Annotated in this window: 14 protein-coding genes; 2 read left to right on the top strand and 12 right to left on the bottom strand. The window is 65.9% G+C overall.

Going from position 1 to position 12,831, the window contains the following annotated elements:
• Positions 1-103: 103 nt before the first annotated feature.
• Positions 104-1,051: a radical SAM protein gene (locus AB0T83_RS00995; protein ID WP_366190782.1), complete on the top strand. Its 948-nt coding sequence runs from the start codon at positions 104-106 to the stop codon at positions 1,049-1,051.
• Positions 1,052-1,095: 44 nt separating this feature from the next.
• Here the strand turns inward: AB0T83_RS00995 and AB0T83_RS00990 are convergent, their stop codons facing one another.
• The 7 genes from AB0T83_RS00990 to AB0T83_RS00960 all read right to left on the bottom strand — a co-directional run bounded on the left by AB0T83_RS00990 (position 1,096) and on the right by AB0T83_RS00960 (position 7,670).
• Positions 1,096-2,091, bottom strand: coding sequence for a Gfo/Idh/MocA family protein (locus tag AB0T83_RS00990; RefSeq protein ID WP_366190781.1), 996 nt, complete (start codon positions 2,089-2,091; stop codon positions 1,096-1,098).
• Positions 2,088-2,975 carry a sugar phosphate isomerase/epimerase family protein gene (locus AB0T83_RS00985; RefSeq protein WP_366190779.1) on the bottom strand — a complete coding sequence of 296 codons (888 nt, stop codon included), beginning with the start codon at positions 2,973-2,975 and terminating at the stop codon, positions 2,088-2,090. The genes AB0T83_RS00990 and AB0T83_RS00985 overlap by 4 nt, the downstream gene beginning before the upstream one ends.
• Positions 2,976-2,989: 14 nt before the next feature.
• The gene (locus AB0T83_RS00980; protein ID WP_366190777.1) at positions 2,990-3,823 is read right to left on the bottom strand and encodes a carbohydrate ABC transporter permease; all 834 of its coding nucleotides are present in this window, start codon (positions 3,821-3,823) and stop codon (positions 2,990-2,992) included.
• On the bottom strand, positions 3,823-4,749 hold the full coding sequence (locus AB0T83_RS00975) for a carbohydrate ABC transporter permease (protein WP_366190775.1): 927 nt from the start codon (positions 4,747-4,749) through the stop codon (positions 3,823-3,825). Before AB0T83_RS00975 ends, AB0T83_RS00980 begins: the two co-directional genes overlap by 1 nt.
• 69 nt (positions 4,750-4,818) lie before the next feature.
• Positions 4,819-6,033, bottom strand: a complete 1,215-nt coding sequence (locus AB0T83_RS00970; RefSeq protein ID WP_366190773.1) for an ABC transporter substrate-binding protein — start codon at positions 6,031-6,033, stop codon at positions 4,819-4,821.
• A gap of 30 nt (positions 6,034-6,063) precedes the next feature.
• A complete protein-coding gene (locus AB0T83_RS00965) occupies positions 6,064-6,972 on the bottom strand; it encodes an alpha/beta hydrolase (RefSeq protein ID WP_366190771.1) in 909 nt (302 codons plus the stop codon).
• Positions 6,969-7,670: a GntR family transcriptional regulator gene (locus tag AB0T83_RS00960; RefSeq protein ID WP_366190770.1), complete on the bottom strand. Its 702-nt coding sequence runs from the start codon at positions 7,668-7,670 to the stop codon at positions 6,969-6,971. Before AB0T83_RS00960 ends, AB0T83_RS00965 begins: the two co-directional genes overlap by 4 nt.
• A 118-nt stretch (positions 7,671-7,788) precedes the next feature.
• Here AB0T83_RS00960 and AB0T83_RS00955 point away from each other — a divergent pair, with 118 nt between their 5' ends.
• On the top strand, positions 7,789-8,880 hold the full coding sequence (locus AB0T83_RS00955) for an ABC transporter ATP-binding protein (protein WP_366190768.1): 1,092 nt from the start codon (positions 7,789-7,791) through the stop codon (positions 8,878-8,880).
• A 16-nt stretch (positions 8,881-8,896) separates the two neighbouring features.
• Here the strand turns inward: AB0T83_RS00955 and AB0T83_RS00950 are convergent, their stop codons facing one another.
• The 5 genes from AB0T83_RS00950 to AB0T83_RS00930 form a co-directional block, all read right to left on the bottom strand.
• Positions 8,897-9,493, bottom strand: a complete 597-nt coding sequence (locus tag AB0T83_RS00950; protein ID WP_366190766.1) for an HNH endonuclease — start codon at positions 9,491-9,493, stop codon at positions 8,897-8,899.
• 151 nt (positions 9,494-9,644) lie between these two features.
• The gene (locus AB0T83_RS00945) at positions 9,645-10,319 is read right to left on the bottom strand and encodes an alpha/beta hydrolase (RefSeq protein ID WP_366190764.1); all 675 of its coding nucleotides are present in this window, start codon (positions 10,317-10,319) and stop codon (positions 9,645-9,647) included.
• Positions 10,316-10,945 carry a DNA-3-methyladenine glycosylase family protein gene (locus AB0T83_RS00940; protein ID WP_366190762.1) on the bottom strand — a complete coding sequence of 210 codons (630 nt, stop codon included), beginning with the start codon at positions 10,943-10,945 and terminating at the stop codon, positions 10,316-10,318. Before AB0T83_RS00940 ends, AB0T83_RS00945 begins: the two co-directional genes overlap by 4 nt.
• The gene (locus AB0T83_RS00935) at positions 10,924-11,682 is read right to left on the bottom strand and encodes a cobalt-precorrin-6A reductase (protein ID WP_366190761.1); all 759 of its coding nucleotides are present in this window, start codon (positions 11,680-11,682) and stop codon (positions 10,924-10,926) included. Before AB0T83_RS00935 ends, AB0T83_RS00940 begins: the two co-directional genes overlap by 22 nt.
• Positions 11,679-12,746: a cobalt-precorrin-5B (C(1))-methyltransferase gene (locus AB0T83_RS00930; RefSeq protein WP_366190760.1), complete on the bottom strand. Its 1,068-nt coding sequence runs from the start codon at positions 12,744-12,746 to the stop codon at positions 11,679-11,681. The genes AB0T83_RS00935 and AB0T83_RS00930 overlap by 4 nt, the downstream gene beginning before the upstream one ends.
• Positions 12,747-12,831 lie beyond the last annotated feature (85 nt).

Raw genomic sequence — 12,831 nt, 5'->3', positions numbered from 1 at the left:
GAAGTTCAGATTATCACAAGCGTGTCACTCTATCGCTGCCGCGCTTCCCATAAGACTGACACAGCAATACAACGGTCATTCGAAAAAGTCGTGGGGAGTGTGAATGAAAGACGTAGCAGCGCAAGCACCGGGGAAGTTTTCCGACCCCTTCGTTACCGCGAAGGGCGAAACCCGCGCCTCTGTGGCGCTGCGCGATCCGCAAACGCTGTGGTTCAACACCGGCACCCTGTGCAACATCGAATGCGTGAACTGCTACATCGACAGCTCGCCCACCAATGACCAGCTGGTCTATCTGACCGCCGAAGAGGTCGCGGACTACCTGGACCAGATCGCCGCGCGCGGCTGGCCGGTGCGCGAGATCGGCTTTACCGGCGGCGAGCCCTTCATGAACCCGCAGATGATCGCCATGGCCGAGGATGCGCTGGCGCGGGGATTCGCGGTGCTGATCCTGACCAACGCCATGCGCCCGATGATGCGCCCGGCCGTTCAGGCGGGTCTGTCGCGGCTGCAAGAGGCATATGGCGACAGGCTGACCCTGCGCATCTCGCTCGACCACTGGTCGCCCGAGCGGCATGACGAGGAACGCGGCGCGGGCAGTTTCGACAAGACGCTTGAGGGCATGATCTGGCTGCGCGATCAGGGCATCGCGATGGACGTGGCGGGCCGCACCCTGTGGGGCGAGGCCGAATCCGAAGCGCGGGACGGCTTTGCCCGGCTGTTCACCGCCCATGGCTTCGACATCGACGCCGCTGACCCCGGCCGTCTGATCCTGTTTCCCGAGATGGACGCCAGCGTCGATGTGCCCGAGATAACCACCGATTGCTGGGACATCCTTGGCAAAAGTCCCGACGACGTGATGTGCGCCTCAAGCCGGATGGTGGTGCGCCGCAAGGGGTCGGACCATGCCACGGTGCTGGCCTGCACGCTGCTGGCCTATGACCCGGAGTTCGAATTGGGCCGCACCCTGGAAGAGGCCGAACGGCCAGTTCAGTTGAACCACCCCCATTGCGCCAAGTTCTGCGTTCTGGGCGGCGCCAGTTGTTCGGCCTGACCCCGAGTCGGTCGCACCTCAGGCCCCCAGCCGCAACAAACGGCTCAGGCGTCGATCTGGGCCACCATGCGCTCAAGACGCTCCATCGCGCGCACGCCGTCCGCAATCTCCGGCACATCGCGCGCCTCGCCGCGTAGAACCGCCGCGGCATCGCGCAGCAAAGCGGCATAGCCCTTGTGATCCTCGTTCGCCGCCGCCGTGAAATTCGGGGTCCATGACAGAGTATCGCAGGCCGGGTTCAGGGTGGCGTCGGGATCGTCGGCCTTGAAGGGCGGATCGCGGTAGAGGGCGACATTGATGATGTTGTCCACATGCAGGCGGGCGTGGTCGCCCATGATCCGCAGTTCCTCCATCGGGGTGCCGCGCGACTGGACCGTGCCCATCACCACATTGCCGATCACCCCGGCGTCGGTGGTGAAGTTCAGATGCAGCAGCAGTTTTCCGGGCAGCGGAGAGACGCTGCGCACCTGCATGTCGCCAAAGTCTTCGCCGGTGAACCACGGGATCAGATCCATGTAGTGGACGCAGTGATGCAGGTAGAAACCGCTGTAGTCCGGCGCGCCCTCGAAATAGGTGGGCGCGGTCATATAGGTGCCGCCAAGGCCCAGGATTGCGCCGAATTCACCGCCCAACAAGACGTTGCGGGCGATGCGGTTGCCGGTGGAATAGCGTTTCATGAAGCCCACGATCACCGGTTTGCCGGCCGCCTCGGCGGCGCAGGCGACGGCGCGGGCACCTGCGGCGGTGGCCGCGGGCGGCTTTTCCATGAACACCGGCAGTCCGACCTCCAGCGCGGCGATGGCGGCGGCCTGATGCAGGTCGGGGCCGACCGCCATGCCGATGGCATCCAGACCGGGCGTGGCAATCAGGTCGCGGAAATCGCTGTGACAGGCGGTGACCCCGTATTCCATGGCCGTGCGGCCCAACGCCGCCGAGTCCTGGTCACAAAGAGCAGCAATGCGAATGTCGTTGCGCCCCAGTTGCGGCAGCAGCATCTGCCGCGCATGACGCCCGCACCCGATCCAGCCGATGTTGATCATTGGTCCACCCCTGCCAGTGTCAGCGCATGTCGGATCACCCCCAGCCCGGCGCGCAGTTTGGCGCCTTCATCCTCGCGCGGGGCGCGCCAATGGGCGATGGGCAGGGCGACCCGGTCGTCGGCGCGGCGGAACGGCTCCAGCGAGATCGGCCCGGCATAGTCCACCTGGTGCAGCGCCCGCATGATGGCGGGCCAGTCCATGTGGCCGGTGCCGGGATGGCCGCGATGGTTCTCGTTGGCCTGAAAATGCACGATGCGATCCCCGGCCAGCCGGATCGCGTCCGGGATCGAGCGATCCTCGATGTTCATATGGAAGGTGTCCAGCAGCACCCCCAGCCCTGGATCGTTCACCGCTTCCACCACTTCCACCGCTTGCCGGGTGGTGGACAGGATGTCGGTCTCGAACCGGTTCAGCGCCTCGACCGCGAAGGTGATCCCGGCGGCGCGGGCCATCGGCGCCACCAGCGCCAGTCCTTCAACCGTGCGGGCGGCACGGGCGACAATCTCGGCATCACTGCGTGGCACCGGGGGCCGACCGGCAAAGACCATCGGTTCGCCGTAAAGCGGCCCGCCGACGATGGACACGTCCAGTTCCGCCGCCACATCGACACAGCGTTTCAGGTAGTCCAGCCCGCCCTGCCGCTGCGCCGGATCCTCCGAAGCGATGGAGCGTTGCGGCGTCACCCGCGCGGCCAGCACAAGGAACACACCGGCCTCGGCTGCAGCGGCCTTCACATCGGCCAGGGGCAGCGCGTCTTCCGGCTCGGGCACCAGCAGTTCGATGAAGTCGAAGCCAAGCCCCGCCGCAGTCTTGAAATAGTGCAGATCGCTGCCGGTGAACGGGCGCGTGAACTGCATGGAGATGATGCCGATGGGATTGTCCAAACCCTTGTCCTTTCCTAGCCCTTGACCGCGCCCTGCGTCAGCCCCGAGATCAGGCGTTTCTGTACCAGCAGGAACAGCACCGTGGCGGGCATGGCCCCGACGATGCCGCCTGCGGTCAGCAAACCCCATTGCACTTCGTATTCACCGATCAGGGTCTGCACCGCGACAGTGATGGTGCGCACATTTCGCCCGCCCAGCGTCAGCGCATAAAGGTATTCGTTCCACGAGGTGATGAAGATGTAGATGCCGGTGGCGATGATCCCCGGCAGGCACAGCGGCAGCACCACCCGCACCAGCGCCTGCATCCGCGTACAGCCATCGGTCATCGCGGCTTCGTCCAACGACCGCGGGATGCCGTTCATGTAGCTGACCATCATCCAGATCGAGAACGGGATCGCGATGGTGGAATTGGCGATGATCAGCGCCAGATGCGTGTCCAGCAGGCCCAGCACCCGCATCAGCACGAACAGCGGCAGGATCAGCAGCACCAGCGGGAACATGTTGATCAGCAGGAACTGCAGCATCAGCAGCCGCTTGCCCGGAAAGTTGAACCGCGAAAAGGCGTAAGCGGCGGTGACGCTCAGCGACAGGCCGACCAGCACGGTGCCGCTGGCCACGATCAGGCTGTCCAGCAGGTTGTCGCCGAAGCCCACCGTATTGAACAGGCGGGTGTAGTTCTCGAGGGTGGCGTTCCAGATCGACGGGCCTTCGGTGAACAGCGTGCTTTCGCGGCTGATCGAGGTCAGGAACATCCAAAGGTACGGGCCCAGCGTGAAGGCCAGGATCGCCAGCATCGGCAGGTCGACGGTCAGCAGGCGCTTGCGCAGCGACGGTTTGTGCAGCGCCATCAGGACACCGCCTTTCCGGTCCGCTTCAGGTAGAACACCACAACCACCATCAGCAGCAGGGTGAACAGCACCGCGATGGCCGAGCCATAGCCGAAGTCCAGATTGGTGCGCGCCTTCACGAAGGCATAGAGCGGCAGCGTATAGGTGGCATAGCCCGGCCCGCCGCCGGTCATCACGAAGATCACGTCGAAACTGTTGGCAACCCAGATCATCCGCAGCAGCACGGCGGTCATCATCACCCCCGAGATGCCCGGCAGGGTGATGTAGCGAAACTGGTTCCAGGTGCTGGCGCCATCGATGGACGCCGCCTCGTAATAGCTGCGTGGGATCGATTGCAGCCCGGCCAGGATCATCACCGCAAAGAAGGGAAAGCCCTGCCAGGTCAGGGTCAGGATGATCGCCGCCAGCGCGGTATCGGGATCGGCCAGCCAGGGGATGGCGCGCTGGATCAGGCCAAGCCGCAGCAGGAATTCGTTGGCGACGCCGTAATTGCTGTCATAGATCCAGACCCACATCAGCGCGATCACCACCGAGGGCAGCGCCCAGGGAATGATGATCAGCGCGCGCGCGACGGGCCGCCACGGGAACTGCTGGTTCAGCAGCAGCGCGGTGACCAGCCCCAGCAGCAATTGCGCCGGTATGGTGGTGGCCATCCAGATGATGGTGTGGCGCAGCGAGATCCAGAACACCTCGTCCTGAAGGGCGGCCTTGAAGTTGCCCAAGCCCACCCATTCAAAGTCGTTGGGGCGGAACAGGACATAGTCGTGCAGGCTCATCCAGGCGGTCTGCACCATCGGAAAGAACACGATCGCCAGGGTGACGATCACCGCCGGCGACAGCATGGCATAGGGCAAAACGCGCCGCGACAGCGCCCGCGCGGGCGGGGCTTCGGTGGTCTGCACTGGGGGCAAGGATGCGTCGGTCATAGCCTGCGGGGTTCAGGAAAGGAGGGCAAGCGGCCGGGGCGCGTCAGGCGCCCCGGCCAGGGGAGGACCCTAGTTTGCGAAAAGCGTCTCGATCTCGGCATTCATCTCGGCGGCCGTGATGTCCCCGGTCAGCACCCGCTGCATCGAGGTCGGCCAGACCGTGTTCACGAAGTCCGCAGTGGCCGAACTGTTGGGCAGCATCTGCGCGAACGGCAAGCTGTCGACGGTGGCCTTCACAAAGCGCTGCGGATGCAGCGACCAGCTTTCACTGTCGGCCTTGACCACGGGAAGCTGCCCAGTGGCCGCGTTGAACATGGTGTTGTTGCCCGCCGAAGACAGGAAGCTGATCCACTTCCACGCGGCCTCTTTGTCTTCCGCGTTGGCCAGAATGGCAGTGCTTTCGTCCCCGAAGGCGGTCCAGCGGCCACCGCCGCATTCCGGCACCGGCGCGGCCGACACCTTGTCGCCCAGGGCTTCGACCATACCGTTGGCCGAGCCGATGTGATGGATCGTCATGGCCGTCTTGCCGGCCTTGAAGCCGCCGATGATCTCCTGGAAGCCGTCGTTGGGCGCGGATGGCGGGAAGGCCTCGTCGGTCTGGAACAGGTCGGCCACGAATTGCGTGCCGGCCACCCCCGCGTCAGATGTAAGCCCTTCAGTCAGGCTGACGCCCTCGCGGCCCAGCGTGAAGCTGGCCCAATGGTCGTGCCCGCCCTTGGCGCCGCGAAGCCCGAAACCATAGACGTCGATCTGGCCATCGCCGTCGGTGTCGCGGGTCAGCGCCTTGGCCGCATCGCGGAATTCCTCGCAGGTGGTGGGCACGGCCAGACCCAGTTCCTCGAACATGTCGGGGCGGTAGTAGAGGTACAGCACCACGTATTGCACCGGCAGGTAGTACTGCTTGCCATCCGGACCCTTGGCCAGTTCCAGCAGGTTGTCCAGAAGCTGGTCCCGCCCGTCCCAGCCCGCCAGTTCGTCGTCGATTGGCGCCAGCGCACCCATTTCCACCAGCCGGGGCTGGGCGAAGGCCTTGACCATGGCCGCATCGGGCGCGTTGCCGCCGATGATCGCTGTGTACAACTGGTCGTAATAGCTGTTCCACGGCACGTTGTCGGCTTCGATCTTGATGCCGGGGTTGGCTTCTTCGAAGGCCGCGATCAGCGCGTCCATCGGGTTGTCGGCATTGTCGAAGTGATACCAGAACCGAACCGTGCTGTCGGCCTGCGCCAGACCGGCAACCAGCGCCAGTGCCGAGGCAAACCCCAGTGTTTTCGTGAGTTTCATTCGAAGTCCTCCCTTGGTGGTCCGCCCTCCTCAGGCGGTGATGTCCTGAAAGATCTGTCCGGCGCGGTCGAAAGCACCCCGCGCTTCGGGCAGCGCCTGCCCCATCTGCATGAAGCCGTGCACGACGCCGTCGATCCGGTCATAGGGATCGTCCCGGCCCAGCCCGCGCAGGCGGGCAACCAATTGTTCGGTGTCTGACAGAAGCGGGTCAATCTCGGCGGCATTGAGGTAAAGCGGCGGCAGCGCGGCCAATTGCGCAATGCTTGCCCGCAGCGGGGCAACACAGGGATCGGCGCGGGCGTCGGCATCGGCGTACCAGTCCCAGTAGCGCCGCATCTTGTCCCGCGTCAGACCCGGCCCGTCGCTATGCGCGAGATAGCTTTCGGTGTCGAACTCCGCGCCGTAGACACCGTAGAACAGCAAGGCCGCGACGGGCAGATCTTCCGCTTCGTCGATCAGGCGCAGCATCGCGGCCAGGGCCAAGTTGGCCCCCGCGCTGTCGCCGCAAATGCCCCAATCCCGCGCGCCGTCACGCCCCCGCCATGCCGCCAGCACATCCTCAAGGCCCGCCGGATAGGGGTTTTCCGGGGCCAGCCGGTAGTCCACGGTCAGAACCGGGCAGGCACAGGCCTGCGCCAGACGCCGCGCCGCACCTTCATGCGTGGTGGGCGAGCAGAACGCCCATCCGCCGCCATGCACATGCAGCAGCGCATGGGTGCCCTTGTCATTGTCCGGCACCACCCAGCGCGCCGGCAGGCCCGCATGGAGCACATTGCGCGCCTCGGCCACCGTCGGCAGCGGATCGTTCCAGCGCAGATTGCACAGGGCCGCCATCGTGCGTCCGTGTTGCGGCGCCATCTGGGTCGGATCGCCCAGGTCCGCATCCTCGCGGGCCAGACGGTCGAGCACGCGCCGCATCGAAGGGCTGGGCTGGGTCATGTGGACACTCCCTGCAGGGTCAGATCGGGTCCGAAATCCACGATCGTCAGGATATGGTGCGACAGCAACGGGCGCAGCGCGGCTTCATCCCGTGCCGCCAGCGCCTCGATGATCGGCACGTGGCGTTCGGCGGTTTCGTCCAGCGCACGATTGGGCTGGGACCGCTGGATCTTGTAGCGATGGTTGTGGATCAGACAGCGGGTCAGGATCGGCGTCACCAGCGGCAGATCGGCGGCCTCGAACAGACGCAGGTGAAAGGCCCGGTCATAGACCGACAGAAGGTATTCATCCGCATCGCGCGCGGCGTTGCGCATGGCATTCAGCAGGCCGCGCAGATCGGCCAGCAGCGCATCCTGGGTGCGCGCGACAACGCGATCCAGCGTGCTGCACTCCACCTCGTGCCGGATCCGCAGCAGTGCGGCGGCATCGTCGGCGTTGCAGGGCGCCACATGGGTGCCGCGATTGGGCTGACGGATCACCAGCCCCTCCTCGTGCAATTGCATCAGCGCCTCGCGCACCGTGCTTTGGCTGCATTGGAACCGCTGCGCCAGATCCAGTTCGGTCAGGGCCTTTTCGGGCGCCAGATCACCCAGCACGATGTCCTTTTGCAGCGCCACGAACAGGGCATGGCTGCGGCGGCTGGACTGGCGCGGCACCATCGTCGGGATGGAAGACGTGTCAATGCTTTCGATGGCCATGGCCTGAGTGCCCCCGTCGCCCGGTCAACGGGCTTGTTCGCGCATCTCATTATCGATAACATCCTTATTATCGATAACGCAAGGTTGCAGTTGGCCTGCACCCGGAAGGAGACAGGACATGGCGGATATCCGGCTGGAAGGGATCGTGAAGGACTACGGCTCTGTCCGCGCCATTCACGGCGTCGACCTGTCTGTAAACGATGGCGAATTCGTTGCCTTCGTAGGCCCGTCCGGTTGCGGCAAGTCCACCATGTTGCGGATGATCGCTGGGCTTGAGGAAATCTCGGGCGGCATCCTGCGAATCGGCGGCCGCATCGTGAACGAGATCGAGCCCAAGGGCCGCGACGTGGCCATGGTCTTTCAGGATTACGCGCTCTACCCGCACATGACGATTCGCGACAACATCGGCTTCGGCCTGAAGATGCGCGGCTGGAAGCCCGGCGACATCGCCACCCGCGTGACCGAGGCTGCCCGCATCCTGAAGATCGACGATTATCTCGACCGCAAGCCGGGCCAGTTGTCCGGCGGTCAGCGCCAGCGCGTCGCCATGGGCCGCGCCATCGTGCGCGAACCTTCGGTGTTCCTGTTCGACGAACCCCTGTCCAATCTGGACGCCAAGCTTCGGGTGGAAATGCGCACCCAGATCAAACGGTTGCACGCGATGCTGGGCACCACCATGATCTATGTGACCCACGATCAGACCGAGGCCATGACCCTGTCGGACCGGGTCGTCGTTCTGAAAGGAGGCCACATCGTGCAGGAAGGTCCGCCGATGGAGCTCTATGCCCGGCCCAACTGCCGCTTTGTCGGTGAATTCATCGGCTCGCCCCAGATGAACATCTTTTCCGGCGCGGTGGATCGCAGCGGCGACCGTCCGAAACTGCGCTTTGGCGAGACCGCCCTGGACCTGGGCGCTGTGGCAGCGCGCGACGGCGACCGGATCGACGTGGGCTTGCGGCCCGAACATTTCACATGGGCCGAAGCCGGCGCGGGACGGATCGCGCCGACGGTGGATGTTTACGAACCGCTGGGCTCGGACACGCTGGCGATCTGCCAGCTGGACGGGCACGAACTGACCGCCCGGCTGGACCCGCATATCCCGCTGGCGCCGCATCAGCGGATATCATTGGGCTATGATCCGGCGGATCTGCACTATTTCGATGGCACCACCGGCGCGCGGCTCATGACCGAGCCTGTCCCCGTTTCCTGACCCCTGCCCTTTCGGATCAGCCGTCCAGTTCGGTGTCCAATTCGGCATCCCAGTACAGGAAATCCATCCAGGTGTGATGTAGATGGTTCGGGGGGAACTTCCGGCCCTGGTTGCGCAATTCCATCGCGGTCGGGACGCGCACCGGCTTGCGCAAGGAAAACCCCACTTGTTTCAGGGTCTTGGATCCTTTGCGCAGGTTGCACCGCCCGCAGGCTGCAACCACGTTTTCCCAGCTTGTGATGCCACCACGGGCGCGCGGGATCACATGATCGAAGGTCAAGTCGCCCTTGTCGCCGCAGTACTGGCAGGAAAATTCATCCCTCAGAAACAAATTAAAGCGCGTGAAGGCCACGCGCTTTTGAGGTTTGACGAAGTCTCTGAGGACAACAACCGAAGGGATCTTGATCTCGGTCGTGGGGCTTCGGACCACCGTGTCGTATTCGGCGATGATGTCGACGCGATCCAGATAGGCCGCCTTCACCGCCTCTTGCCAGGGCCACAGCGACAGCGGGTAATAGGACAGCGGACGGTAGTCCGCGTTCAGCACAAGCGCCGGGTGGTGCTTGAGGTTCTGGGGTTCCCGAACGAAGTTGGTCCTGAATTCCACGTTCATCTGTGCGCTGATCCCTAGCCTGACCGACAGGGCGGCGCCAACGCCCCTCCGGCACCATGACTATATATGGCGTTTGCCATCCGGCAACCCCCGCTAGATGCAGTAGTTGCCGCAATCGGGATACAAGGCCGCTGTAACGCGAATGTGACGCCTATTCGGGCAGTTCCAGACCCAGCTGCTTGCGGATGAAGGACAGCGACACCCCCAGACCATCGGGCGAAATGCCATGGCCGGTGCCTTTCATCACATGAGCATAGACCTCGAATCCGGCCGCAGTCAGCGCATTGGCGGCTGCGGGCAGGGATTGCGGCGGCACCACGTCGTCCTGATCGCCGTGCAGCAGCAGCACCGGCGGGCGATTGACCACCTCTTCGGCCAGCGTCTCGGGCTCGACCAACCGGCCGGAAAAGCCCACCACGCCGGCCACCGCCGCGTCCCGACGCGGCGCCACGTACAGGCTCATCATCGTGCCCTGCGAGAAGCCCACAAGGATCATGCGGCTGGCAGGCAGGCCTTCGTCGACCAGCACCTGGTCGAGAAAGGCGTTCAGATCCTCGACGGCCCGACCCATGCCCTGCATCGCCGCTTCCTCGCTGGAACCGTCGATCCACGGGATCGGGAACCACTGAAAGCCCGCCGGGTTCATCGGGCAGACCTCGGGCGCGTTGGGCGCCACGAACACGGTGTTGGGCAGATGCGGCGCCAGCGGCTCGGACAGGCCCAGCAGATCGTTTCCGTCGGCACCGTAGCCGTGCAGGAACACCACGATCGAATCGGCCGTGCCCGATGCCGCATCCTTGCGGCCAAATTCCAATACCCGTGTCATCTGATCCCCTCGCGATCCTTTGCCACCCGGTAGTAGGCCCACAGAAGCCGGGCGGCAACCGACCGCCATGGCGCCCAGGGCGCGGCCATCTCGCGCAGGGCCTTTTCGCTGGGACGATCTCCCAGATCGAACAGCAGGCGCGCGCTTTCCTGCAGCGCCAGGTCGCCCGGTGCGAAGACATCGGCCCGGCCCAGCGAGAACATGGCGTAGATCTCGGCGGTCCAGCGGCCGATGCCCGGCACCTCGACCAGCGTGGCGATCACCTCGTCACAGGGGCAGTCGCGCAGGGCGGCATAGCGGATGCGCGCCTCGGCCAGCGCCCTGGCATAGCGGATCTTCTGGCGCGACAGCCCGCAGGCGCGCAAGTCTTCCTCGCTGGCCCAGAGGATCTTGCGCGGCCCGGTCAATCGCGCCGCCTTCAACCGGCCCCAGATCGCATCCGCCGCCGCGACCGAGACCTGCTGGCTGACGATGGCGCCCAGCAGCGCCTCGAACCCATCCTTGCGGCGGCGCAGCGGCAGCGGACCGGTCAGGGCCAGCGCGGCGGCAAAGCGCGGCTCGATCCCGACAAGATACGCGGCGCCTTCGGCCACGCAGGCGGGCGTCATGATGATGCGTTCGTCCATGTCTGCTCCCTGATCCAGTCCAGCGCCCCGTCCACCGAGGTCAGCACCCAGCCCTCGGGCTGCGGCGGGCGCGCGACCATGACGACCGGCAGACCCAATGCGCGGGCCGCTTCCAGCTTGGCCCGGCCCGCTGCCCCTCCTGCGTTCTTGGTCACCAGCAGGTCGACCCGGAACCTGCGGAAAAGCGCGATCTCGCTGTCGCGGGTGAAGGGCGGACGGCCCACGACGAAGTCGCCCCTTGGCCAGGGGAATGGCGCGGGGGCGGGATCGATGCGGCGGCAGATCACGTGGTGCCGGTCCATCCCGGTATAGGCGTCCAGATGCTCGGGCCCCGTGGCCATGAACACCCGCGCGCCCTCGGGCACCTGCGCGGCGACCTCGGCCTCGGTGGCAACTTCGGTCCAGCGATCCCCCGGCCCGGCCTGCCATGCGGGGCGCAACAGCCGGGCGTGGGCGATGTCGTGCTGGCGGCACAGCCGCGCAGTGCGGGACGCGATCCTCTGTGCGAAAGGATGGGTGGCATCCAGTACCGCCTGCACCCGGTGCCGCGCCAGATAGTCGGCAAACCCCACATCGCCGCCAAACCCGCCGACCCGAGTCGGCAGCCCCAGATCCGCAGGCCGCGCCGTGGTTCCGGCCAGCGAGGCGGTCGCCGCGACCTCGGGCATTCTGCCCAATGCCTTGGCTACCTGCCGCGCCTCGGCGCTGCCGGCCAGCAACAGCAAGCGCAGGCTCATGCCGCCCCGGCCCGGCCCAGGATCGTGCCCTTGCGGTCGATCACCACAACATCCGCCTGCACCGGTGCGTCGCGCAGCAACCCGCGCACTGTGGCCAGCGCCCGGTCGGCCACGACCTGCGCCAGCTCCGGCCCGGCAATCTCCAGCGCCTGCAGGGCGGTATTGGCCTTGGACACATCTGCCAGCCTGGCCTGAAGCGCCCAGTCGTTCAAAGTTGCGAAATCCACCTGGCTGCGGCCCGAATGCAGGTCGCGCGCGCCCTGTCCCAGCTTGGTCAGCTTGCCGATGCCGCCGCCGATTGTGACGCGCGCCACCGGGTGCCGCGCGAGGTACTTCAGCAACCCGCCCGTGAAGTCGCCCATGTCCAGCATGGCGTGATCCGGCAGACCGTACAGGCGCTGTACCGCAGCCTCGCTGGTGGCCCCGGTGCAGCCCGCCACATGGGTCAGCCCAGAGGCCCGCGCCACGTCGATGCCGCGATGGATCGAGGCGATCCAGGCCGCGCAGGAAAACGGCCGCACGATGCCCGTGGTGCCCAGCACCGACAGCCCGCCCTTGATCCCCAGCCGCGGGTTCCATGTCTTTTGCGCCAGTTCTGCCCCGCCGGGGATCGAAACGGTCAGTTCCACATCCCCGCGCTGGCCAGAGCGCGCGGCCTGTTCGGCCACCACGCCCTGCATCATGGTCCGGGGCACCGGGTTGATGGCAGGCTCGCCCACCGCGACCGGCAAGCCGGGCCTTGTGATCACGCCAACCCCCGCGCCCGCACGAAACACCACCCCCGCCCCCGGTTCCAGCGCCCGCACCCGCACGCGGATCACCGCACCATGAGTCACGTCCGGATCATCGCCCGCGTCCTTCTTGACCCCGCATTCCGCCCAATCCGGCCCCGTGGCGCAGTCCTGCAGGTCGAACAGCGGGGTCTCGCCCTTGGGCAGCACGATCCGCACCGTCGGCGGAAACGCCCCACCCCACAGCCGCTCCAGCGCGCCCAGGGTGGCGGCGGTGGCGCAGGCGCCCGTGGTCCAGCCACGGCGCAGCGCGGGAGGCGTGCGGTCGGTCATGCCAACGTGCCTACAAGAAAGGCAGGCCCGCGCGCAATCGACAGCGTTTCGCAACACCGGGGCCGCGACGGACTTTCCCAGCGGC

Origin of the sequence: Meridianimarinicoccus marinus (assembly GCF_040689105.1) — a bacterium.
Taxonomy (GTDB): domain Bacteria; phylum Pseudomonadota; class Alphaproteobacteria; order Rhodobacterales; family Rhodobacteraceae; genus Meridianimarinicoccus; species Meridianimarinicoccus marinus.
Note: the sequence above shows the minus strand (reverse complement) of the source record. Positions and strands in the feature narration are given on the sequence as shown.

Coding starts and splice junctions, on each gene's coding strand:
- AB0T83_RS00970 (WP_366190773.1), bottom strand. CDS start 6,033: ATGAAACTCACGAAAACACTGGGGTTTGCCTCGGCACTGGCGCTGGTT.
- AB0T83_RS00935 (WP_366190761.1), bottom strand. CDS start 11,682: ATGAGCCTGCGCTTGCTGTTGCTGGCCGGCAGCGCCGAGGCGCGGCAG.
- AB0T83_RS00960 (WP_366190770.1), bottom strand. CDS start 7,670: ATGGCCATCGAAAGCATTGACACGTCTTCCATCCCGACGATGGTGCCG.
- AB0T83_RS00975 (WP_366190775.1), bottom strand. CDS start 4,749: ATGACCGACGCATCCTTGCCCCCAGTGCAGACCACCGAAGCCCCGCCC.
- AB0T83_RS00945 (WP_366190764.1), bottom strand. CDS start 10,319: ATGACACGGGTATTGGAATTTGGCCGCAAGGATGCGGCATCGGGCACG.
- AB0T83_RS00950 (WP_366190766.1), bottom strand. CDS start 9,493: ATGAACGTGGAATTCAGGACCAACTTCGTTCGGGAACCCCAGAACCTC.
- AB0T83_RS00940 (WP_366190762.1), bottom strand. CDS start 10,945: ATGGACGAACGCATCATCATGACGCCCGCCTGCGTGGCCGAAGGCGCC.
- AB0T83_RS00980 (WP_366190777.1), bottom strand. CDS start 3,823: ATGGCGCTGCACAAACCGTCGCTGCGCAAGCGCCTGCTGACCGTCGAC.
- AB0T83_RS00955 (WP_366190768.1), top strand. CDS start 7,789: ATGGCGGATATCCGGCTGGAAGGGATCGTGAAGGACTACGGCTCTGTC.
- AB0T83_RS00995 (WP_366190782.1), top strand. CDS start 104: ATGAAAGACGTAGCAGCGCAAGCACCGGGGAAGTTTTCCGACCCCTTC.
- AB0T83_RS00990 (WP_366190781.1), bottom strand. CDS start 2,091: ATGATCAACATCGGCTGGATCGGGTGCGGGCGTCATGCGCGGCAGATG.
- AB0T83_RS00930 (WP_366190760.1), bottom strand. CDS start 12,746: ATGACCGACCGCACGCCTCCCGCGCTGCGCCGTGGCTGGACCACGGGC.
- AB0T83_RS00965 (WP_366190771.1), bottom strand. CDS start 6,972: ATGACCCAGCCCAGCCCTTCGATGCGGCGCGTGCTCGACCGTCTGGCC.